The sequence below is a fragment of the Labilibaculum euxinicum genome, from assembly GCF_963678175.1.
Lineage (GTDB): Bacteria > Bacteroidota > Bacteroidia > Bacteroidales > Marinifilaceae > Labilibaculum > Labilibaculum euxinus.
The window spans coordinates 3871942-3895602 of the sequence record NZ_OY782756.1 but is presented as its reverse complement, the minus strand read 5'-3'; the positions used below and the strand labels follow the sequence as shown (position 1 = coordinate 3895602).

The 23661-nt window shown below is 38.4% G+C and carries 19 protein-coding genes; 13 read left to right on the top strand and 6 right to left on the bottom strand.

The features are described from left to right. Positions 1-84: 84 nt before the first annotated feature. Complete coding sequence (locus tag ACY0M5_RS15610; RefSeq protein WP_461629767.1) at positions 85-546, top strand: DUF4293 domain-containing protein; 462 nt, start codon at positions 85-87, stop codon at positions 544-546. A 440-nt stretch (positions 547-986) separates the two neighbouring features. Here ACY0M5_RS15610 and ACY0M5_RS15605 read toward each other — a convergent pair whose 3' ends face one another. Further along, entirely contained in the window at positions 987-1187 is a 201-nt protein-coding gene (locus ACY0M5_RS15605) for a hypothetical protein (protein WP_461629766.1), read from the bottom strand. A gap of 801 nt (positions 1188-1988) precedes the next feature. Continuing rightward, positions 1989-2585: a flavin reductase family protein gene (locus tag ACY0M5_RS15600; RefSeq protein ID WP_461629765.1), complete on the bottom strand. Its 597-nt coding sequence runs from the start codon at positions 2583-2585 to the stop codon at positions 1989-1991. A gap of 149 nt (positions 2586-2734) precedes the next feature. Between ACY0M5_RS15600 and ACY0M5_RS15595 the strand changes: the two genes are divergently transcribed. Next, positions 2735-3025 carry a tetratricopeptide repeat protein gene (locus ACY0M5_RS15595; protein ID WP_461629764.1) on the top strand — a complete coding sequence of 97 codons (291 nt, stop codon included), beginning with the start codon at positions 2735-2737 and terminating at the stop codon, positions 3023-3025. A 105-nt stretch (positions 3026-3130) separates the two neighbouring features. Here the strand turns inward: ACY0M5_RS15595 and ACY0M5_RS15590 are convergent, their stop codons facing one another. Continuing rightward, entirely contained in the window at positions 3131-4180 is a 1050-nt protein-coding gene (locus tag ACY0M5_RS15590; RefSeq protein WP_461629763.1) for a type I restriction endonuclease, read from the bottom strand. Between the two features lie 354 nt (positions 4181-4534). On the opposite strand from ACY0M5_RS15590, the gene ACY0M5_RS15585 reads away from it, so the two are divergent. Both ACY0M5_RS15585 and ACY0M5_RS15580 read left to right on the top strand, forming a co-directional pair. Next, positions 4535-4897: a hypothetical protein gene (locus ACY0M5_RS15585; RefSeq protein WP_461629762.1), complete on the top strand. Its 363-nt coding sequence runs from the start codon at positions 4535-4537 to the stop codon at positions 4895-4897. A gap of 111 nt (positions 4898-5008) precedes the next feature. Next, a complete protein-coding gene (locus ACY0M5_RS15580; RefSeq protein WP_461629761.1) occupies positions 5009-5752 on the top strand; it encodes a DUF6261 family protein in 744 nt (247 codons plus the stop codon). Positions 5753-6224: 472 nt separating this feature from the next. Here the strand turns inward: ACY0M5_RS15580 and ACY0M5_RS15575 are convergent, their stop codons facing one another. Next, positions 6225-7244, bottom strand: coding sequence for a LacI family DNA-binding transcriptional regulator (locus ACY0M5_RS15575; protein ID WP_461629760.1), 1020 nt, complete (start codon positions 7242-7244; stop codon positions 6225-6227). A 323-nt stretch (positions 7245-7567) separates the two neighbouring features. Between ACY0M5_RS15575 and kduI the strand changes: the two genes are divergently transcribed. From kduI to ACY0M5_RS15560, 3 genes are all read left to right on the top strand, one after another. Next, positions 7568-8410: a 5-dehydro-4-deoxy-D-glucuronate isomerase gene (gene kduI, locus ACY0M5_RS15570; protein ID WP_124992697.1), complete on the top strand. Its 843-nt coding sequence runs from the start codon at positions 7568-7570 to the stop codon at positions 8408-8410. 34 nt (positions 8411-8444) lie between these two features. Continuing rightward, positions 8445-9236, top strand: coding sequence for a gluconate 5-dehydrogenase (locus ACY0M5_RS15565; RefSeq protein WP_191991610.1), 792 nt, complete (start codon positions 8445-8447; stop codon positions 9234-9236). Between the two features lie 142 nt (positions 9237-9378). Next, positions 9379-10647, top strand: a complete 1269-nt coding sequence (locus ACY0M5_RS15560) for a DUF4861 domain-containing protein (RefSeq protein WP_461629759.1) — start codon at positions 9379-9381, stop codon at positions 10645-10647. A gap of 418 nt (positions 10648-11065) precedes the next feature. On the opposite strand, the gene ACY0M5_RS15555 is transcribed toward ACY0M5_RS15560, so the two are convergent. Both ACY0M5_RS15555 and ACY0M5_RS15550 read right to left on the bottom strand, forming a co-directional pair. After that, complete coding sequence (locus ACY0M5_RS15555) at positions 11066-11986, bottom strand: alpha/beta hydrolase (protein ID WP_461629758.1); 921 nt, start codon at positions 11984-11986, stop codon at positions 11066-11068. A gap of 88 nt (positions 11987-12074) precedes the next feature. After that, positions 12075-13226, bottom strand: a complete 1152-nt coding sequence (locus tag ACY0M5_RS15550) for a helix-turn-helix domain-containing protein (RefSeq protein WP_124992700.1) — start codon at positions 13224-13226, stop codon at positions 12075-12077. Between the two features lie 218 nt (positions 13227-13444). Here ACY0M5_RS15550 and ACY0M5_RS15545 point away from each other — a divergent pair, with 218 nt between their 5' ends. The 6 genes from ACY0M5_RS15545 (at position 13445) to ACY0M5_RS15520 (ending at position 23649) form a co-directional block, all read left to right on the top strand. Next, entirely contained in the window at positions 13445-14743 is a 1299-nt protein-coding gene (locus ACY0M5_RS15545) for a BNR-4 repeat-containing protein (protein ID WP_461629757.1), read from the top strand. A gap of 21 nt (positions 14744-14764) precedes the next feature. After that, complete coding sequence (locus ACY0M5_RS15540) at positions 14765-16588, top strand: glycoside hydrolase family 2 protein (RefSeq protein WP_461629756.1); 1824 nt, start codon at positions 14765-14767, stop codon at positions 16586-16588. A gap of 413 nt (positions 16589-17001) precedes the next feature. After that, the gene (locus ACY0M5_RS15535) at positions 17002-19722 is read left to right on the top strand and encodes a bifunctional YncE family protein/alkaline phosphatase family protein (protein WP_461629755.1); all 2721 of its coding nucleotides are present in this window, start codon (positions 17002-17004) and stop codon (positions 19720-19722) included. Between the two features lie 107 nt (positions 19723-19829). Further along, entirely contained in the window at positions 19830-21428 is a 1599-nt protein-coding gene (locus ACY0M5_RS15530) for a beta-N-acetylhexosaminidase (protein WP_461629754.1), read from the top strand. Between the two features lie 84 nt (positions 21429-21512). Beyond that, positions 21513-21806: a hypothetical protein gene (locus tag ACY0M5_RS15525; protein WP_124992705.1), complete on the top strand. Its 294-nt coding sequence runs from the start codon at positions 21513-21515 to the stop codon at positions 21804-21806. A gap of 277 nt (positions 21807-22083) precedes the next feature. Further along, positions 22084-23649, top strand: a complete 1566-nt coding sequence (locus tag ACY0M5_RS15520; RefSeq protein ID WP_156196620.1) for a hypothetical protein — start codon at positions 22084-22086, stop codon at positions 23647-23649. Positions 23650-23661: the final 12 nt, after the last annotated feature.

Genomic DNA, 23661 nt, shown 5'->3' with positions numbered 1-23661 from the left:
AAGTAATGATGGTAAAAAGCAGTAAACGAAAGTTTGCTGCTTTTGTATTTAAGTTTAAATTTGTACAAAAAAAATAGAAATACGATGATACAAAGAATTCAGTCTTTATACCTGTTTGGGAGTTTTATTTTAATTGCAGTGATGTTCTTTTTCCCCTTAGCGGAATTGGTAGATGCATCGGGTGCAGTATACCAATTTTTATACCGTGGAATTCCTTCTTTGCAGGAAGGAGAGCCTGCAGTTTTTAATGCCATGCCGGTTGCTATCTTGTTAAGCATTATTGCCTTAATTAGTTTCGTTACTATTTTCTTATTCAAGAAAAGAATGCTGCAGATTCGTTTAACTGTGTTCAATATGATTTGCATGATTGGTGCAATGGGATTGATCTATTACAGCATAAGCAGTCAGGCAAAAGAACTAAATGCCATTACAAGTTATAGTCTTATTAATGCATTCCCCTTGATTGCATTGGTGCTAAGCTATTTGGCAATACGCGAGATTGGTAAAGATGAGGCGTTAATCCGATCGATGGATCGGATACGGTAAGCGACCCAAAAATAAACAAACAAAACCGGCTCAAAAGCCGGTTTTGTTTGTTTAATCAGTGAACAGTTATCAGTAAATCTTAATTTGGTGAATTTCTCCCTTTCAGGGGAGATCCCGACAGGGAGAGGGGGGGGGTTGTCTCGTCGAACTGAATGTCAATTGGTGCGCTGATTGATGGATTTCTACCAGTCATACTTTTCGACCTTTGGACTTTTGACCTTCGACTTTTAGACTATTCCAGACCCTTTCGAGACTTTTCGAGACTTTTCAATTTTTGACCTTTGTCTTCAAGCCAGACGGGCTGTTCTTTTATCATTACCATAAAAGAACCAAAAGGGCTAGGCTGCAGTTCTTCGTTACCCATTACGGTTCAAAGTCTAAACAGAATAATATTCACTCGTACCTCGCTCATGGAATTCTGTTTTTAACGCCTTTTTTACCTATGGAGCCCACCGTCGAACTGAATGCCAATTGGTGCGCTGGTTGATAGGATCTTTGGACTTTTTGACTTTTCCAGACTTTTCCAGACTTTTCCTGACCTTTTGATTTTTTTGACCTTTGTCTTCAAGCCAGACGGGCTGTTCTTTTATCATTACCATAAAAGAACCAAAAGGGCTAGGCTGCAGTTCTTCGTTACCCATTACGGTTCAAAGTCTAAACAGAATAATATTCACTCGTACCTCGCTCATGGAATTCTGTTTTTAACGACTTTTTCACCTATGGGGCCCACCGTTGAACTGAATGCCAATTGGTGCGCTGATTGATGTGTTGAATTCGATAAGCGCCCCAAGAATAAACAAACAAAACCGGCTTTTGAGCCGGTTTTGTTTGTTTATTCAGTGAACAGTTATCAGTAAATCTTAATTTGGTGAATTTCTCCCTTTCAGGGGAGATCCCGACAGGGAGAGGGGTGTTTTTGTCTCGTCGAACTGAATGCCAGTTGGTGCGCTGATTGATAGGACCTTTGGACTTTTTGACTTTCGACTTTTTGACTTTCGACTTTTCGACTTTTCAAGACTTTTGATTTTTTTGACCTTTGTCTTCAAGCCAGACGGGCTGTTCTTTTATCATTACCATAAAAGAACCAAAAAGGCTAGGCTGCAGTTCTTTGTTACCCATTACGGTTCAAAGTCTAAACAGAATAATATTCACTCGTACCTCGCTCATGGAATTCTGTTTTTAACGACTTTTTCACCTATGGGGCCCACCGTCGAACTGAATGCCAATTGGTGCGCTGATTGATGGATTTCTACCAGTCATACTTTTCGACCTTCGACTTTTAGACCCTTCAAGACCTTTCCAGACTTTTTTTCAGGGGAGATTCCGACAGGGAGAGGGGTGTTTTTGTCTCGTCGAACTGAATGCCAATTGGTGCGCTGATTGATGGATTTCTACCAGTCATACTTTTCGACCTTCGACTTTTAGACCCTTCAAGACTTTTCCTAACCTTTCGACTTTTTAATTTTCTCCTTGGTTTTCTTTTTCATTACCGAGTAGCCAAAACGACCGATTAGCTCTCCCAATTCGAAGTAGTGGCCGTGCGAGTAAACCAATGGTCCTGATTTGGCCAGCGAGAATTCCCCTTTTTCGTTGATGTACCGCTCGTCGGCTTGAACGTTTACCACCTCGGCCATAAACATATCGTGCGAACCCAGTTCTACTATTTTAGTTACCTTGCACTCAATGCTCAACGGCGATTCCTCGATAATGGGAGCAGAAATTTCTTTCGATTTACCGGGTGTAAGCTTCATTTCCTTGAATTTGTCGAAATTCTTGCCCGATTTTACACCGCACCAATCGGTGGCATAAGCCAAATCTTTTGTGGTAAGGTTGATCACAAATTCGCCGCTTTCTTTAATGATGTTGTAGGAGTGACGGTTCTTGCGAACAGATATGTAACACATGGCCGGATCGGAGCAAATGGTTCCTGTCCAGGCAATGGTGATGATGTTGTAATTTTCGGGCGTACTGCCACAGCTTACCATTACAGCAGGCAATGGGTAAACCATGGTTCCGGGTTTCCAGTGTTGTTTTGTCATACTTGTAGCGTTTTAGTGACGCAAAATTACAAATAACTGTTTCTTTACCGATAAGATGCGCACAATTAATCCAAACAAATTCAAATTTCCTTACATTTGTTGCTCACAAACACAGGCAGGCCGATCGCTTTGCCGAAACAACAAAAACCATGAACAAGGATATTGAAAATATACTGGTAGACGCGCAAAATTTCGAAAGTGAAGGGGATTTTCGTTCTGCCCTGGAGAAATACAAAGAGATTACGGAATTGGATAAAGACAATGCAGAAGCTCATTTTAAGGTAGGCGAAATGCACCACCAGTTGGGCGAGCTGCCAAAAGCCCTAAGCGCCTATATTCGGGTTACCGATCTGCAGCCGGATCATAAAAAGGCAAACGTAAAAATCGAGATGATCCAATCCATCATGAATTTTTTCAATCCCGATTTGTACAATCCTTAAACAGACAAGGATCTACGGAGTTTACAAAAGCCTAACAATTTGGATTGTTAGGCTTTATTTTCAGTGCTAAATCTGGCTTAAATCTTATATGTAAAAAAAAATAATTTACTCATACATCAAAGCAGTTGCAATAAGCCTATCTGAGTATTGGTAAATTTCGTCAATATTATTAATTGCAATTCGTTCTTCCTTTTTATTCTGATCAAATAGTCCAATATATTTTTTTGAGCTATTTAAATGTAATCGGCAAAGGGGCTTTCTATTATTATCATCGAGTAAAATACCGAAATAAGATTGGGTATCGCGTGCGATTATTCTGTTTGCATCTATTTTTGTTCTAATAATTGAACGGATAATGTGATATGCTTCAGTTTCTTCTTCGGTAGTAATTATTTTAATCTCTTCTTGAGATTCTTCCTGTTCTTGTATTATAGTTTGTTCTTCTTTATGGAGAGCAGATTTTAATCTGTCATTTACTATGTCCTTAAAGGCTTGGTTATTTGCTTTTTTAACAATTTCAGTGAATTGTTCAAGCACTTTCTTTGTAATTATTTTTCCTGAATAGATTTGTTTTGCAAAGAATTTAACAAACTCCTCTGATGGCTCGGCGAGTTCATGCATTAAAATATCTTTTATTGCAGTTGAGTATTTTAAACCACTTGCACTATCAATAATTTTATCAACATCGAAAGATGCCTTTTGAAATTTTGTTAATTCAATTACTGCACTCTCTTTAAGGTTTTCAATGTCAATTTCTAAGAATGGCTCCTTATCCATCATGTTTTTTTCTTCTAAGTCAGTATAGAAGCGGTACTTTATGCCATTGGTTAAAAGACCAAAACGAGCTTTTGTTGCATGAAAATATCTGTGTAATTGTGAACTGTGTATGTCTAAATTTTCTTTCCAATGTTTGCATTCGATAAGTATAATTGGATTATTCTCTTGTAGAATTGCATAATCAACTTTCTCTCCTTTTTTTATTCCGATATCAGCCGTGAATTCAGGGATTACTTCAAGTGGATTGAAAACGTCATATCCAAGTAATTGAATGAAGGGCATAATAAAAGCATTTTTTGTAGCTTCTTCTGTCTGAATGTTTTCTTTTAAGTTGTTAACTCTTTCTGCCAGGATTTTTACTTTGTTTTGGAATTCCATATTATTAATTATTAGGTTAGTACTTGGGATTACTAAATGTATAACCAATTTACAGATATTCAAAATATTGTTAAGTGTTTTTACTGTCTTGAAACACACAAGCTTCCCTATTAAAACAAGCACATTCAATTTAGCCCTGAAAGGATATAATCGTTATAGATTGGAAAGTCTCCTCGATACATTCAATACCCCCACCAAACACTCACGAGCATCATCTTCACCCGGTAAAAGCCCTGCCCGTAAAATTGGGGTGGCATAGTTAACGTACTAAAAGCCCAATTCGTACTGTTTTGGTGGGCATCTCAACCTGCTGTTTGCCCTGCCGGCAATTTTTGGAGCGGTGCCCGCACAAGTGTGAGCCTGCATCGCACTGTTGGCATTGAGGCTGGCAGTGGTGCAGGAGCACTTCGTAAAAGTGCGGGGGAGGCTTGCAGGTTTGCCGGGAGGCAAAGCAAACTTGGTAAGTGGGCTGGCAATGCCGTGAGATGCAATTTCTCCATTTTGTTGAGGGTCTGTACCAATGCAGGGCCTGAAAGCAAAAGTGCCGGCAGGGCTCCAGGCAATGCAGGGCTGTTTCGTTTTGGGCTTAATTTGGATATCCGCAAAGGGAAATGGGAGTTTTTACTGTTTATTTTTAGTATAAATAAGAAATTGGTAGTTGTGTATACTTATGTTTTACTGATGTTTCGAAAGGCTTGGGTGGTTGGCTTGACCTGATTGTTAAGTTATTTTGTGTGTGAAACAAAATAAATTTACTTACAGACTTTTTTATTGAGTGATAAAATGATAATTTAGATAGCTGTAATATTAACGTAATATATATACTTCATGATTAAGTATCCTTTGTTTTACCGCATGCGCATAGCGGAATACCTAACTTTTACAGCTCGTGTTTACAGTTTAATAACAAATGCTGCTACAGACAGTGTTACTTTGGAGCCATTTAAAAGCAGAATCGAGAAATCGAAAGGCAGACTTGAGGAATCGGGCAAAAAAGTGAACACGCAGTTGTTAACTGTAAATGTGACCGAATGCGACAGCAGGAGAGATCAGGCAATGATTGCCTTTGCAACTTTTGCAGAGGCATGTTCGAAGCGTTTAAATCCTGTTGTTAGCGAGGCGGGCAAAGCAATTCTGAATGAAATAGAAAGTTATGGCAGTGGCATTATCCGTCGCCCGATGTTAGAGGAATCGGCTATTCTTACTGCTTTGTTTGCAAAAATAAAGAACAGTCCGTTTTTAAGCGGCTGTTTGCAAAACATGCTTGGAGAGCCATGGTTGGAAGAGCTTGAAAAAGCGGAACAGGAATTTACCGAAGCGGTTGAGGCAAGAGGGAATGCGAAATTGGATCGGAACGAGGAAATTGGCGGTGAAATGTGTAAAGAAATCAGAAAAGAGTTTGAGACTTTCTTTAAATATTTAGATGTGATGTGTGATTTAAATTCGGATGCCGCTTATGGGAAATTGGTGAAAGAAATAAACATTGTATCGGAAGAAACCAATGCACTTTTACTGCAGCGTGCAGGGCGGTCGGCTAAGGATGTTGTTGAAGAAATCAGCGCAGGCGAATAGTTTTTTTTTGTTTTATGGGTTAGATACCATTTTGGTATCTGGGGTTAGTACCGGAGGCATTCATTTGTTTCCGGTATTTTTTATGCTTTAAATCAATTGCGTCCTAAACGTTTTTTGAGAATAAGTATTAATTACTTCTTTTATAAAAACTTACAGCTCGTGATAATCTTAAGGGGTACAATTTAAGTTAGGTATTTGCTTGGCATCTTTTTTAAAGAGCTTTCGTTTTAGTTCAAACCTTTAGTAAGACCGGGAAGCTGAGAACTTGTTCGAAGATCGCCCGTACGCACTTAGGTTTGAATTAAATAAGGAAGTTTTTTAAAAAGCAGCCTTGAATTTCTTTGCTTCGTTTCTTGTTTCAAGACAAGAAATGATGTCGGGTTTGGGCGGAAAGCCCAATTGTTAAAATCAATTAGGACAATATTGGTTTTAAATCAGTTGTATCAATGCTTTTTTTAAAGTTTGAAAATCTTTACCGGTTGCTCGATTCTCTCTCAATCAGTTTTACCGGCAATACGATGGTTTCCTGATGATTTCCGGTTTTGTTGGTGATAATGTCGAGCAGCAATTCGGTTGCCTTGGTGCCAACATCAAAACCCGATTGCTCAATGGTGGTTAGCGAAGGGCTGACATATTCGGAGAAAGGTTCGTTGCTGAATCCCACAACCGCCAGATCTTCAGGAATTCGAAGTCCTATTTCTTTGGCGTAAAGAATAATGCTGAGTGCCGAAATATCGTTGGCAGCAAATATGGCATCCGGACGTCTGGGCGAGTCCAGCAATTTTTTTGCGCACGCCTCGCCGTCTTCGCGGGTTAACAGGCTTTCAATAATCAGTTCTTCATCAATTTCAAAATTGTGCTTGCGCAGTGCTTTTAAGTATCCCTGCAAACGGTTAATGTAAATGTTTAAATGCTGTGGCCCGCCAATGTGGGCAATTCGTTTGCATCCTTTCGAAATTAGGTGTTCGGCAGCAATAAAGCCGCCTTTAAAGTCATCAACCACCACCTGGCTGGTTTCCAGCTCGTCGCAAACCCGGTCGAAAAACACCAAGGGAATGTTTCTGCTGGTGAAGGTTTTGTAATGCTCAAAGTTTTCGGTGTTGATGGCTATCGATGAAATTACACCATCAACCCTGCTGGCAAAAAGAGTTTGCACACAATCGGCTTCTCTGGCTTCCTGATCGTTCGATTGACAAATAATAACATTGTAGCCTCTGGTTCGGGCCAATTCCTCGATACCGGTAATGGCCGAAGAAAAGAAGTACCTGCTGATTCGGGGAATAATAACACCAATTGTGTTTGTGCAACTGGTGCGCAAATTAGATGCCAGGGCATTGGGTTGGTAGCCCAGTTGCCTGGCCATGTCGCGAACGGCTTTTTTTGTTTTTTCGCTAATTCTGGAATTGTCGTTGAGAGCTCTGGATACGGTAGAACCAGATATATTTAAAGCTCTTGCGATATCGTGTATTGTTGTGTGACTCTCTTTTTTCATGTTCCGGTTATGTAGCTTGTAATCCAATACAAAGATGCATATTATTTTTACATACGTGTAATAAAAGTGCAACAAAGGGTAATCGATTGCACAATTTAATTTGAGTCATTATTTTTTTTTATTGATTAAAACGGTGTTGGTAATCAGTGTTTACTGATGGTTTGATGCTTTGGTGCTGATTGTGTTTTTAGTTAAAAAAAAATAAAAACAGACAATCGATTGCACCAATCAATTACATTTTATTACTTTGCATGAGGCCGACAGGTAAAATTCTGCCGGGAATAAATATCAAAAAGATTGTACTAATTTATAAAATAAAGACCATGGGTTTGAAATACGAAGAAAGATATGCAACTCATCCTGCTGATGCGAAGAGTTACGATACTACTCGATTAAGAGATGAGTATTTGGTTCAGAATTTAATGGAAGAAGGAAGTATTAATTTGACTTACTCTCAGTACGATAGAATTATTGTAGGTGGTGCAGTTCCGGTAAAAGAAGCATTGACACTGGAAGCAATCGATCCTTTAAAAGCTGACTATTTTTTGGAAAGAAGAGAGTTGGGTATTGTGAATGTTGGCGGAAAGGGAAGCGTAAGTGTTGACGGCGCAGTTTATGAGCTGGACTACAAAGAGGCTCTTTATGTGGGAAAAGGAAATAAGGAAATCGTTTTTGCGAGTGTAGATGCGGCTTCTCCTGCTCATTTTTATTTAAACTCTGCTCCGGCACACGAGATTTTTCCAAATGTGAAAATCGGACACGAAGATGCTATTGTTGTTGAGTTGGGCGAGTCTGAAAATTCAAACCGCAGAACATTGCGCAAATTAATTGTTTCGGATACAATTAAAACAAATCAGCTGCAAATGGGAATGACTGAGTTGCATCCCGGAAGTGTTTGGAACACAATGCCGGCGCATACTCACAGCAGAAGAATGGAAGCTTACTTCTATTTTGAAGTACCAAAAGGACAGGCTATTTGTCATTTTATGGGTGATCCGAAAGAAACCCGCCACATTTGGATGGCAAATGAAGAAGCTGTTTTCTCGCCTACATGGTCGATTCACTCGGCAGCAGGAACAAGTAACTACACATTTATTTGGGGAATGGGCGGCGAAAACCTGAATTACGGCGATATGGATATTTGTCAGCCGGATGAATTGCGTTAATGAAATAGTAATGTTCAATTAGTACAACTAAGATATGATTTTAGATTTATTTAAGTTAGATGGTAAAGTTGCTTTGGTAACTGGAGCAACGCATGGCTTAGGAATGGCTATGGCTGTAGCTTTGGCCGAAGCAGGAGCGAATTTGGTGATAAATGGTAGTTCACGTGGCAATATGGATAAAGCAATTGCCGAGTATGCAAGTCGGGGAATTGATGCGAAAGGATATGTTTTTGATGTAACTGACGAAGCTGGTGTAATTGCTAATGTTGCAAAAATAGAAGCAGAAGTTGGTCCTATTAATATTTTGGTAAACAATGCCGGAATCATCAAACGTGTTGCTATGCAGGACATGGAGGTAAGTGATTATCGTCAGGTGATTGATGTTGATTTGGTTGGTCCGTTTATTATGGGAAAATATGTTGGACGTAAAATGATTGAGCGCCGCGAAGGAAAAATCATCAATATCTGTTCGATGATGAGTGAGTTGGGGCGTAATAGTGTTAGTGCTTATGCTGCTGCCAAAGGAGGCTTGAAAATGTTAACAAAAAACATGGCTACAGAGTGGGGTAAGTATAATATTCAAACCAATGGAATCGGACCGGGATATTTTGCAACATCACAAACTGCCCCTATCCGCGAAGACGGTCATCCTTTTAATGATTTCATTATTAACAGAACGCCTGCAGCACGTTGGGGAGATCCTGAAGATTTGGGTGGTACAGCTGTATTCCTTGCATCAAAAGCATCCGATTTTGTAAACGGACATGTTGTTTATGTTGATGGAGGTATTTTGGCAACCATCGGTAAACCATCAAACGAAAAATAATAGTGAGATAAGTTAGATTATTAGTTAGTTGTGTGAAAGAGTAAGAGGGGGAATTTGAATGTCGCTGAGAAGTGAATCAAAACTCCTCTTATTCTTTTTTTTCATCCAGTCCATTGGTTTTTAAGATCTAAATTTTTGTAAAATGAAGAGATATTGTTTTGCTATTGCCGTTTTAGCAATTTTTTTAAGTGCATGTACTTCGTCTCCTGTTCTTCAGTTAAAGAACAATACGGCTAAGGCCCGAAAAGATGCACCTGTTGTAATTAGCAGGATGGAAATTCAGAAATTAACAGGTGATATTCCTAATGAGAAATTCCCGGTTGTTACTGATGAAAAAGGAACTACAATCCCTTCGCAGGTTGATGATTTAGACAGAGATGGAAAATGGGATGAATTGGCTTTGGTTTGCGATTTTGAAGCAAACGAGGTGAAAAAATTGAATGTGAATTTTGTGTCGTATGACAAGATTCCTGAATATACCGTACGTACCAATGTGCGTTTGGGAGTTGGTTCCATCGAAAAAGGATTTGAAGGTGTTAATCATGCAGTTTCCCCGAAAGGATATACCGGGATTCCGGTTATTTATCAGGCCGAAAGTGTGAGTTGGGAAAACGATTTGATGGGCTTTCGTGATTATTTCGACTGCAGAAATGCTAAGGATTTATTTGGAAAGCTTCAGCCTGAAATGATTATGGATAAAATTGGAACCAAAGAAAGTACTAGTTACCATGAACTAAGCAGTTGGGGAATGGATGTTTTACATGTTGGTCCATCCTTAGGTGCCGGTGGTTTGGCCTTGTTTCATCAAGATTCTTTATACCGTTTGGGATCAACCGATAAGTTCGAATTTCAGCTGGTAACAAAAGGACCGGTTCGTTCTGTTTTTGAATTGAATTACGGCGGATGGAATGTGGATGGCAAAAGCCTGAGTGCGCAAGAGAAAATTACTGTTTGGGCCGGCAAATATTGGTTTCAGAGTGATGTTACCGTAGGCGGATTGGATGAAGAGTCGGAATTGGCTGTAGGGATTGTAACCAGCTACTTAAAAGAAAAGAAACCATTTTCGTTTGTGGCAAACAATCAATTCGAGGCAATTGCAACCCACGATATTCAATCGATGAATAACGACTGCCTGGCGATGGGAGTTTTATTTCCATCGGATAGTAAAGTAAGAATTGGTGACGCTCCTGTTTTGAGCGAAGCGGTAAGTAATGGAAGCCGTTGGAACCAACCTGTTGGTTTAACACACTTTGTAACTCAAAAAATTAATAATAACAACAGTGTAACGCACTACTTTTTTGCCGCCTGGGAGTTGGAAAATAAAAAGTGGGCAGAACAGGAAAATTTTGAAAATCTGATGAAAAGTCAGGCTGATGAATTGAGTTCGCCTGTTGTTGTAAGCATTAAATAAGTATTTTTTACTGAAACCAATTTTGTGAAAATTGTGAATTAGTATATTTTTATATCGGCTAGTGTGAGCAATGTTGTATTCGTAAGAATATGGCATTGCTTTTTTTATGCAATTGATGTTTAAGGATAGTTCGTTAAGCTTTTGTAAATGATTGATTTCCCTAACGGATGCCTTCGTGCAAAGGATTAAAAATAATCGTATTGCAAACCGATCTGAGATCTCCAAGGATCTATTGGATTAAAGAACAAAGGGGGTATTCAAAAAGCATTGTTCTATTGTCATTCTGATCCCGATGAATCGGGACGAAGAATCTTTCACTTTGAAAAACAGCTGTTTCGTCCCGAGCCATCGGGATTGCTCAACATGACAAGAAGACTGAACTTTTTGAACACCCTCTTTGCTGTGAAAATTATTTCACTTATTTTTTGATTGATTTGCTCCAGGTGTAAAATAAATCGGTCCAGGAGCTGACATGCCCTTTGTTAAAACCAAAAGAAAAGCCGTGGCCTCCGGTCGAGAAGATATGCATTTCAGCAGAAACTCCATGGCTGATTAAGCTTTCGTACATCAACAAGCTGTTTTTTACCGGCACCCCATTGTCATCGGATGCGTGAATAAGAAAAGCAGGCGGTGTATCGCTGGTAACTTGTAGGTCGTTGCAGAATTTACCGACTAATTTTTCAGTTGGATTTTCTCCCAATAAATTTCGCTTCGATCCTTGATGTGTAATGCCCTCTTTCATGCTGATTACAGGATAGATGAGTGCCATAAAATCGGGACGGGCACTTTCTAAATCAATATCGTCAGCTGCAGGATACATCAATTCATTGTAATGTGTGCCAAGGGTTGAAGCCAGATGTCCGCCGGCCGAAAAGCCCATTACACCTATTTCATTTTTATTGATGTTGTATTTTTCAGCATTAAACCGGATGGTTCTTAAAGCTCTCATTGCATCTTGTAAGGGGGCTTTGTAACTTTCAATAACCGACTGAGAATCCGGTAAGCGGTATTTTAGAACAAAGGCTGTAATTCCTTTTGAATTTAACCATTTGGCTATATCGGTACCTTCCGAATCGTATGCTAAAATTCGATACCCGCCGCCAGGGCAAATAAGAACAGCCTGCCCGTTTGTATTTTTTTTGGCAGGAGTGAATACCTCTATTGTCGGCGTTTGTACTTTCGAAATCCGAACAACATCTGTTGCATTTGTAACTTCTGTTTCATTTGAAACTTTGTGGTTTGGCATCTCATTCGGCCATAGAGGAATAATGTTATTCTGACCAAATATATTGAACGAATACACACTAATTAGTAACAAGAGAAGACCTGTTTTTTTCATGATTTATATTTTATTGATTTTGGAAAATAAATTTACGATTATTCGATGAATTGCAGATGTAATACGATGTTTAAACGGGCAGGTGATTTTATTCTGTGGTAACCAGCAGCAGTTTTAAATCGGTATTGGTTCTGCTTTTGCCTTTCGCCATAAAAACGGCAGTAAAATAGGTCGAATTGCCCAAATAAGATGCTGTGAATTTTTGCAGGGAGTCGGTATTTGTGAAATATTCTACTGTTGAACAGACGCCTATGTCGTGATCCGAAAAGAAAACGAATTGATCGTGATTATTAGGACCTTTGTATTTAGATACAATTGAATATTCAGAGACAAGTCCTTCGGTGAATAAATTAAATGTGGTGTCCTTTATACTTGGGTGTTTCGAGAAATACAGTTTGGAATCCTTAATTTTGTAGTATTGATTTGCTTCATTAAAAAAATGGATGAACGAATTGTTATTTTTAATTGGGCCGGCATAAATTGTATTTCCATCTTTTAAATCAGCAATGGAGGTTTGGCTTGAAAAATGAATGTTAAAATCAGTATTGTATTTGTCGAACAGAGAAGTAATTTTTTGGCTGGTAATGGCTCCCATACCGGTCATGTACGTGTAATTGGCAGGAGAAAGCTCGTTTTTAAGCTTTGGGTTGTTGTCGCAGAACTGATAAAATTCCTCAATGCTGTTGATTGTATAATCGCGGTTCCATCCAAAGGCACCGGTTGCCGTATTGCCCATAACACCAAAAGCGTCACCAATAATTAGCTTCGGTTTGGTTTCATCCGCAACAAAGGAGTTCCAGATGGCAGGTGCTTTTTGAGGTATTTTACTAAGGGCAAACAGCAATAAAACAACAAATAGTACTACGTAAGGTATGTATAAGGATAATTTTATTTTTTTAACTGCGCTTTCTTTGTTTTTTTTCATCGAAAACATCAATTGATACTGACCTTTTTCAATGTGCAGTCTGCAGGCATCTTCTTTGCCTTCGGTTTCGTAATACCGGGCAATTTTTTTCCTCAGATTATAAACATTAACCCGCACTCTGGGACTGCTTTTTTCTGCGTTTTTTGATTCTCCAAAAAATTCTATTTCAATTAATTTTTCTTTAAGATCGGTTCCTTTAATTGTTTCTTCGAATAGATAGGAAAGTAAAGAACTGCTTGTCGGAGCCTTGGAAAATGTTTTGCTATTCCTGATTTTCGCAATAATAAGCCGCTTGTTATCTAAAGAGATATTCATTAAAGAAGAATTTTCAGTTTTCGGGTTTGGTTTGTAATGGTTGGTTTTACAATGCTTTGGGTTTAGTGTTAACCGTTATAAGTACCGTTAAAGCAATGTTAAAGATAGACAAAATGCTTGGAATCGTTTCATTTGTAAAAGGATTATTGAAAGCACAAATAATTTGAGTTTTTCAAAGTGGAAGAATGAATGATTTTCAAATTAAAATAGTTAATAGAATGATGAAAAATAAAGTTTTCGCGGTCATCTGCTTCTTATTTATGTCAACAGTAGTTTTAGGACAACAAAACACATTGACAAATGATGGAGCATGGTGTTGGTTTTCTGCACCTGGAGCAATTTACAAACACAATGGAAAGGCTGAAGTTGTAACTGGTTGGGTCACTTCCGACGGATCGATTGAAGCTGCGACTTTGAATCTGGAAGCTAAAACGAGTTACATTCAAACGGTAAGTCCGAAATTGGATAAAGACGATCATGCGAATCCTTCTTTTATTGAGTTGAACAACAAAGATGTGCTGATGTTTTATACCAAGCATTTCGATCAGGCTGTGCGTATGAATAAATTGTCCGCAAAGGAAGATTCCAAGGATTTTGGTGCAACTTCCTTTAAAGAGGTGTTTAGCGAGGAGCAATTTAAATTGTATCCGCGAAAGTGTGTTACTTATGCAAATCCGATCGCTTTAAAAAAGGAAAAAAACAGGTTGTTTTGTTTTGGCCGGTGGACAGGTTTTAAACCCAACATGATGTGGTCGGATGACAATGGCGAAACTTTTAATCCGGCTCAGGTTTTTATAACGAATCAACCATTTAACGATGACAATCGCCCCTATGTTCGGTACTATTCCGATGGAAAATCTAAAATACACATCATTTTTACCGATGGACATCCGCGAAAAGAACCAACCAATTCTGTTTATTACGCCTGTTACGAAAAGGGTGCATTCTGGAGAGCTGATGGAACAAAAATTTGTGATTTAAATCAGATTCCTTTTGAGCCTAAAGAAGCAACAGTAGTTTATAAGGCAACAAAAGAAGCTGGAAGAGCATGGGTGTACGATATTTCTGCCGACGAAAAAGGGAATCCGGTTATTTTATATGCTCGTTATCCGAAAGAAACGGAACATTTATATCACTACGCTCAATATATAAAAGGAGAATGGATCGATAATGAGATTTGTAATTCGGGGAAATGGTTTCCTCAAACACCTGAGGGAAAAATGGAACGGGAACCGCATTATTCTGCGGGTTTAACTTTTCATCCATTAAAGCCTAATACAATTTATTTATCGAGAAATGTGAACGGAGTTTTTGAAATTGAGAAAAGAGTGACTTCAGATTTTGGTAAAACATGGGAAGTAACTCCAATTACGCAGCATTCAAAATATGACAATGTTCGTCCTATTGTTCCTAAAAACATGAAAAAAGGCGATAAAACAGTTGTGTTGTGGATGGAAAACGAGAAGTATATTCATTATACAAATTTTAAAAGCAGAATTAAATATTTTCTAGATTAGAAATCATTAAAGGATACAATAATGAGAATCACAAAATTTATATCGGTATTAGTTATTTGCCTGTTGTTTGGTGCAGGTAATTTATTTGCACAAGGCAATTTTATTACGAATGTTAATGGTCGCACCCATCAAAGCCTGAACGGCAAGTGGAAGTATATTTTGGATCAGTATGAAACCGGGCAGATCGGTTTTAGTCCTTTGTATAAAAACAGCAAAGCAAAATCGAAGAGCGATAGGGTAGAGTATAGTTTCGATAATGCTCAAACTTTATGGGTTCCCGGTTCATGGAATTCGCAAAAAGAAGAGTTGTATTATTACGAAGGAAGCATTTGGTTCCGAAAAACCTTCGATTACCAGCCCAAGCATAAAAACTCCAGAATATTTATATATGTGGGGGCTGCAAACTATAAAACTACTTTTTCATTTAATGGGAAAAAATTGGGTGTGCACGAAGGTGGATTTACTCCATTTAGTTTTGAGGTAACCGATTTATTAAAAAAGCAGGATAATTTTTTGATTTTAGGAGTTAGTAACCGACGTGAGAAGGATTATATTCCGGCCATGGTAACCGATTGGTACAATCATGGAGGAATTACCCGCGATGTGAAAATTGTAGAGGTTCCTCAAACCTATATTGATGATTACACACTGATTTTACAAAAGGAGTCGTTGAATAAAAAAACGCGTGTGGTAAAAGGTTCTGTTCAGCTTGCCGGCAGCGATTATCCTGACAAGGCAAAGGTTGAAATTAAGGAATTGGGAGTTGCTGCCGAAGTTTCCATAAACAAAGAGGGAAGAGGTGAGTTTGCATTTAGCTCAAAAAAGATGAGCTTGTGGTCGCCCGAAAATCCTAAGCTTTACGATGTAAAACTGATTGCGGGAGAAGATGAGCTTACTGATAGAATTGGTTTTAGAACTGTAGAGACAGAGGGAAAAGAAATCCTGTTAAATGGGAAGCCGGTTTTTCTTCGCGGCGTTTCCATTCATGATGAAAATCCGGTTCGAAGAGACAGAGCGCATTCAATGGATGATGCAAAGCTGTTGTTGGGTTGGGCAAAGGAAATGGGTTGTAATTTTGCCCGCCTGGCACATTACCCGCATCAGGAAAATATTGTTCGTTTGGCCGATGAAATGGGAATTTTACTTTGGGAAGAATTGCCATTGTATTGGGGAATTGACTGGAAGAATGAAGAGGTTTTGAAAAAGGCGAAAGCGCAATATTCCGAATTAGTTAGAAGAGACAAAAACAGAGCAGCCACCATAATTTGGTCCATTGCAAATGAAACGGTACCCGGCGAAGCGCGAAATCACTTTTTAAGAGAAGTAGCTTCACAGGTGCGTTCGTTGGACAGCACCCGCTTGTTGAGTGCGGCCTGCAAAAAAGATGGTTGGGAAGATGGATTGGCCGGTGATAATTACAAAGTGAGTGATCCGATTGCCGAAGTTTTTGATATTGTAAGTTTTAATGAATATCAGGGATGGTACGGCGGATCGCCTGAAACCTGCCGGAATAAACGTTTCACGATAGAATACAATAAACCGGTAATTATTAGTGAGTTTGGCGGTGGTGCAATAGAAGGATTTCATGCCGATAAGGAAACACGCTGGAGTGAAGAATATCAGGAGTATATGTATCAGGAGAATTTGGCCATGTTCGATAAAATTGACGGCGTAGTTGGATTAACACCATGGATTTTGGTCGATTTTATGACACCGCTTCGTCAATTGCCTGATGTGCAGGATGGCTGGAACAGAAAAGGATTGGTTTCGGAGTCGGGAGCCAAGAAAAAAGCTTTCTATATTATGCAGAACTATTACAAAAAGAAAAAAGAGGAGTACAAATAAAAAACGGAGATAAGTTTAGTATCGATAAGGGTACTAATGCCAAATTAACATCAAAACAGGCCTTGTAAAATGTTTCTTTTCAGCTATATCCTCGTTTAAAAAGATGCATCGTGACATGGATGTGCTTTACTTTTTTGCCTTGATACAGCTAAAATTAATTCATTTTAATTAAAGTCTGTTTTGAAATGAAATTGGTATAATCACAATAAGGAGCGTTGATTTTTTTTTCAGCGCTCTTTTTTTTGCTGTAATGTCTCGTCCTAAAATAGCCTTACACAAAAAGTAATGTCATGGGAAAAAGTTAATGTAAAATTGATCAGAATTTAATCTTGTTTTTTGAATTGTGAGGCATATATTCTATAGGTTTATAGCTGAATCTACTTCTAACATTTTTCATCATTCAATACAATTCCATGAATTTTAAATTTTTTACGGCTGCAATTCTTATCGTACTGTTTATTGGTTGCAAAAATTCTGTAAAAACAGTAAAAATATTACAAGTACCGGGGAAAGATCAATTTTGTAAGATCGACAAAAAAGGAGTGTCTGTGCTTCCAAGTGGTCGTTATGTGACTCCTGCAGGTGAAGTTATCCCCATCACCAACGATCCGTATGGAATGGCAATCTCGCCTGATGGAAAAAAAGCAGTAACACTGCACAATGGTGTAATTACTATTATCGATTTAACGCAGGTAACGGCACAGCGAATACCTGATTATGAAGGAAAAATACCTACTCCTTTATCCAAAGGTTCATTTTTAGGAGTTGCTTTTTCCCTCGATTCAAAATATGTTTATTTAAGCGGAGGAGACAAAGGCGATGTCGTTATTTATGATGTTGAGAAACTGAAAAAGACAGATGATATTTCATTGAATGGGAAAGTGAATGGCACAGATTATCAGGATAGTTTTACATCCGATTTGATGATGAATCCTGATAAAAACGAATTGCTGGTATTGGACAGGGCTAATTTCAGAATGGTTCGTGTCGATTTGGCCACTAAAAAGGTAACTGCTTCGGTTAAGGTTGGACGACAACCTTTCGGCATTGCTTTAAGTCCCGACAAAAAACAAGCTTTGGTTGCCAATGTGGGGATGTATTCTTACCCTCTTATTACAGGAGCAACACCCGAAAACATTCAAAACCTTTTGATTTCGCATCATCCTTACGGAAATAATACACCCGAATCGGTTCATGGAACATTGGTAGAAGGCAAACAGATTCCAGGTTTGGGCAGTCCGAATCATCCCGATGCCATGAGTGTGTTTACGATTGACCTTGATAACAATAAGGTAATCAGTAAATTCAAAACCGGATATTTAATTGGGGAAACAGTAGAAGATGCCGAAGTTGTTGGTGGTGCAAGTCCGAACTCAATTGCTGTGGGAAAACAATTTGCCTATGTAACCAATGCCACCAACGATAACATTACAATAATAGATCATACAAGCCAAAAGATAGTCGGACATATTCCTATTCAAGTGGATGAACGTATTGATAAACTTAGAGGTTTGCTGCCCTTTGGAATTACAATGACCAAAGATGAAAAGACCCTGTATGTTGCCCTTTTGGGATTTAATGCCGTTGCAGTAATCGATGTGCAAGACAGAACAACCAAAGGTTTGATTCCTTCAGGCTGGGGACCAACCAGAGTGGAATTATCGAATGACGAAAAAAATATTTACATCATTACCTGCCGGGGTTGGGGAGCAGGTCCCAATGGCGGGGTTGGTTTTGTAGCGCCTGTTCAGGGCAGTTCGGTGAGTGAAATTCAGTTGGGGAGTTTTCAAAAAGTGCAGGTGCCCGGCGCTGATGAACTGGCCCGCTATACCAAACAATCGATCGATAATACATTTATTGAAACAACGATTGAAGAGGATGAAAAAAATCCTCTGCCAGAATTGCCCGGATTGCGCCAAAGCCCGATTAAACATGTGGTGTATATCACCAAGGAAAACAGAACCTACGATGAGATTTTCGGGCAGTTGAACGATGCTGCCGGCGACAGTACATTGGCACGGTATGGTACTAACAACACCTACACATTGCCCGACTCTCTTCAAAATCAGTTTCCCAATCTGCGTATTTCACCCAATCATATAAAAGCGGCCAAACAATTTTCTTTTTCAGACAATTACTATTGCGACAGTGATGCATCCGTACATGGTCATCATTGGTTGGTGGGGGTAATTCCCAATGAATGGGTTGAATCCAATGCCAGTACAGACAAAACAGCGATGCCTTTTTCGAAAGCCGAAGGACGGCGCTTTCCCAAAACAATCGGAAGTGTGGATCCGGAAGATTATGCTGAAACAGGCGGACTTTGGGAGGCCTTGGAACGACAGCAGATAGAATTCTACAATTTCGGACAGGCCAACGAAAGCGGGCACGAACGCGAGGCATGGTACGACACCAATACGGGTGCTGCTCATGGCGTAATGATTCCCATGCAAAATGCCTTGTTCACAAGAACCAGCCATAATTATGCCGGTTACAACACGTCCATTCCCGATCAATACCGAATGGATCAGTTTGAATTGGAATTCACGAAGAAATGGATAGACAGCAACGACGAAATGCCTCCTTTCATCACTATGATGATTCCCAATGATCATGGTGCAGGTCCCAATGCCGAACAAGGATATCCGTACCGCCAGTCGTATATGGCCGACAATGATTTGGCTGTTGGACGTGTACTGCACTTTTTATCGCGGACAAAATACTGGAAAGATATGCTCGTAATTATCACTGAAGATGATCCTCAGGGAGGAGTCGATCATATTGATGCTCACCGTTCTGTTTTGATGATGGCAGGTCCGTATGTAAAGCATGGATATGTTTCGCATACTCATGCCAATTTCGGAGCCATATTGAAAACCATATACAATATTTTAAATGTACCCTATGTGAATCATTTCGACCTAACGGGTTCGTTATTACAGGATTTTTTTACGGATAACCCCGATTTTACGCCCTATACATTGGAACTTCACGATAACCGGATTTATGATGCCGAACTGTCGATGAAGAAATACCATAAAACCATCGACTGGAGAAAGATTGAACAAGGATCCGAAATGGATAATGTAGAAGATGCCCGCGAAGATTTTGCAAAAAATAATACCGAGGAATAGAATGCATTGCCAATTTAAAATCAATTAAATTTCAAATGATAAGTTTTGATGTTAATTTGATATTTGCTTATTTTCACAAGCGAAACAAACCTTTAAGCATCATTTTTATGAACAAACGAATTCTCCTGATACAAGCATTGCTTATTTCACTCTTGCTTTTTTCATGCAAAAAGCCAACACCTAAAGATTTAGCAAAAGAAAATTTAATTCCTCAGCCTGACAGTCTTGTTGCAACGGGCAGCTCTTTCGACTGGACTGCAAAAACAAAAATTTATGTGCAGGAAAAGCAGGAGGGCAGTCAACAAGTGGCAAATTATTTGGCAAAGCTGATTGCTCCGTCAACGGGATTTACTCCTGAAGTGAAACGAGTAACAAATCCGGCCGATAAAAAAGGAATTGCTCTGATTCTGTCGGATGATACTATTTTGGGTGATGAAGCGTACACATTAAAGATTACTGAAAAAAGAGTTGTTCTGGAAGCGAATCAGCCAGCCGGATTGTTTCGGGGAGTGCAAACCATCAGACAACTGCTGCCGGCAAAAATAGAATTGGATAGCGTACAAAAGGGTCCTTGGGAACTGGCCAGCGGTATTATTAAGGATGCACCAAATTACCAGTATCGTGGAGCAATGCTGGATGTGGCACGTCACTTTTTTGGAGTGGAAGATGTAAAGCGGTTTATTGATTTGATTGCGGCATACAAAATGAATGTGCTTCACCTGCACCTTACAGATGATCAGGGTTGGAGAATCGAAATCAAGTCGTGGCCCAATTTAACAACTCATGGCGGAAGCACACAGGTAGGCGGCGAAAAAGGTGGGTTTTATACTCAGAATCAGTACAGCGAAATTGTAAACTATGCGCAGGAAAGATTCATAACTGTTATCCCCGAGATTGATATGCCCGGGCACACCAATGCTGCTTTGGCTTCCTACGCCTGTTTAAATGCCAATAACAAAGTTACCGAATTGTACACCGGCACTAATGTTGGTTTTAGTACGTTGGACACCGATAAGGAGATTACCTATAAATTTATTGATGATGTGATTGGCGAATTAGCAGCCCTTACACCGGGTGAATACATCCACATTGGCGGCGACGAGTCGAATGCAACCAAAAAGAAAGATTACATCAGTTTTGTGAATAGGGTGCAGAAAATTGTAAGCAGTCACAAGAAAAAAATGATTGGATGGGCCGATGTGGCAGCGGCCGAATTGGAAGAAAACTCTCTGGCTCAATTTTGGCAAACCAAGCCTGACAATGCAATAAAGGCCGTAAATCAAAATGTAAAAATCATTATGTCGCCGGCCAACCGTGCCTACCTCGACATGCAATACGATTCCATTTGTCCCTTGGGCTTGCATTGGGCGGGTTATGTGAATGTGAAAAAGGCTTACCAGTGGAGTATTGAAAACTTTGCGGAAGGCATCAGTAAAGAAAATATTGTGGGAATTGAAGCACCATTATGGGGAGAAACGATTGAAACAATGGATGACATTGAATACCTTGTTTTCCCACGATTGCCGGGCTACGCCGAATTAGGATGGTCGAAGAACACCAACAAAAGCTGGGACGGGTATAGAATTCGTTTGGGAAAACAGAAAGAACGTTTTAAGTACATGAACATCAACTATTACCAATCGCCTTTAATTCCATGGGCTGATCGAGAAAACGAAAAAATAATACAAGAGAAGGAAACGAAATAATTAGTAGTGTTTCTGTAAAATTGGAAACTTTGCTTAAAGTATTTCGTAGAACCATTCACCGCTAACATTTTAAATAACAATAAGATGTATACAAACTTATCTGAAATACAAAAACAATATTTTTATAATTTGTGTGGTGAAACACATCAATCATCAGAAACAAAAGGGCGTTTTAAAACAAGCAAGCCGTATAACAATGAGTATTATAAATTCTCTCCCTGGGGATTTGAATATTTTTTTGATGTAGAAAAAGGTTATCTGATATGTATATTGTCTCATCATATGACCGACAACCGAATTTATGGCTGGGATTACAGGGGAAATGAAATATCAGATTATATTATTTCTGAATATTTTAAAGGTAAGAAAGTAGCTTAAGAATTAAATATCTGCATAAAGCAGATGTAGCAAAACTAGATGTAAAGTTTACCCGACTCTTTTAAAGAGCCGGGTTTTTTATTTATGCGAATACATGTTTTTTATGTTGCTTGAAAAGTAGTTGTAAGTTTTGCGGTATAAATGTTTTGTTCGCTAGTTTGAGTTTCGTAGATTCGGGAATTGAAAATGAGAAAAGTATTTTTATTGTGCCGTGAGAGTGGGGTGAAAAGAGATTTTTGAATTACATAAATTATTTAAACATACCTATTTAGGAAACATGATTCTAAAAATTAAATTGATTGTCTGTAGTACTTTTATTCTTTTATTGTTTCTTACAACTTCATGTGATAAAGCACCTGAACTGATTAAAGTTGAAAATATTGAAACTTACAGGTATCCTGATGATAGCAATGAAATAGAAAATCTAACAGAACATAAAAAGAGTAATAAAATAAAGACAATATGTATTTTTAGATTTAGTACTGGTTACCAAAAAATGTTGTTCGAACAAAAGATTAAATTTAATAAGAATGGAAAACCAATTTTAAGTGCCCACCTTGATTTAGATTCATCCGATTCAAGTTTCGTTTATTATTTTTACGATGATCAAAATAATCGGTTTTTAGATGTATCTATTGGAAGCAATAAATATGATACGATCTACACTTTCCGAAAATTTGATACCTACAGTCATGTTCAGGATGAAATTAATTACAATATTAAAAGAAAAGAGCTAGGTTACTATAAGAATAGAAGGATTACTCCAGTTACTGATTTAGAAATACAAATCGAAGAGACAGAGTACGGAAATGATTTTACTTACGGAAAAGTCACTCCTAGTTATCAATATCGCACTAAACTTAAGATTATTGATGATTTAGATGTAAGCTCTTATACGAATAGGTGGGTATGTCAAGATTCTACGTATAGTTCTTCTTATACAGATTCGTATCGATTTTCTGGTTCAAAATTAAACCGTAAAGAAGTTAAATATGCACTTAAATATAATGATCAAGGAGACTGGATCGAAAAAAAAGGAGATTCATATTTAATCGAAAGAGAAATAGATTATTATAGAGAAGAACCGGATGATCGTAAACAGCAATTTACTTATAGCAATATCATTATTAAGAAACTAGATTCATTGATGATTACGATACCTAAAGAGGCATGGAAAAATCATAAAGAAAAACATGATGCAATTTCTGAAAGAAGAAATATAATTAAAGAAAGTAGATACGGTAAAAAAATTGAATTGATAGAATCAGATTCTCTTGCAAAATTTACGCCGGTACTATGGCATGTCGTTAGCCAAGATTCTGGATTTTGCGCAGGTTGCGACAGTTTATGTTTTGTGGTAGCTTACAACACTCCATTAAAAAAGGAGGACTCTAATTTGCGTTGTCTGGCTCTATATAAAAAGTTTAATTCTAAATACATATTGCAAAAACAATCTTTTGGTGCAATTGAATCATTTAATGATTACGATGATGATTGGGCTTTTGATGGATACAATGAAACGGATTTTTATGTGTCAATTCAGGGAGGGGCAATTATAATAGATTATAGTTATATGAGAGGTGAAGCATCATATACCTACGCTTTTCAAGATGGAAATTGGGTCTTATTAAACTATTCATCAAATCATAGAACTTGCTGTGAAGTGGAAAGCTATTCATATGATTATGCAACAAAACAATATTCATTTTCAGTTTTCAGTACAAGTGAAGAAACAGGGAAAGACACGTCTTATACAGTACTTCAAGATAGGCCGATAATATTGATGGATAGTATGAACGTAAGTGAGTATGATTATAATGAAACAGGCTTATTAGTTAAGTAACAAAAACGTCAA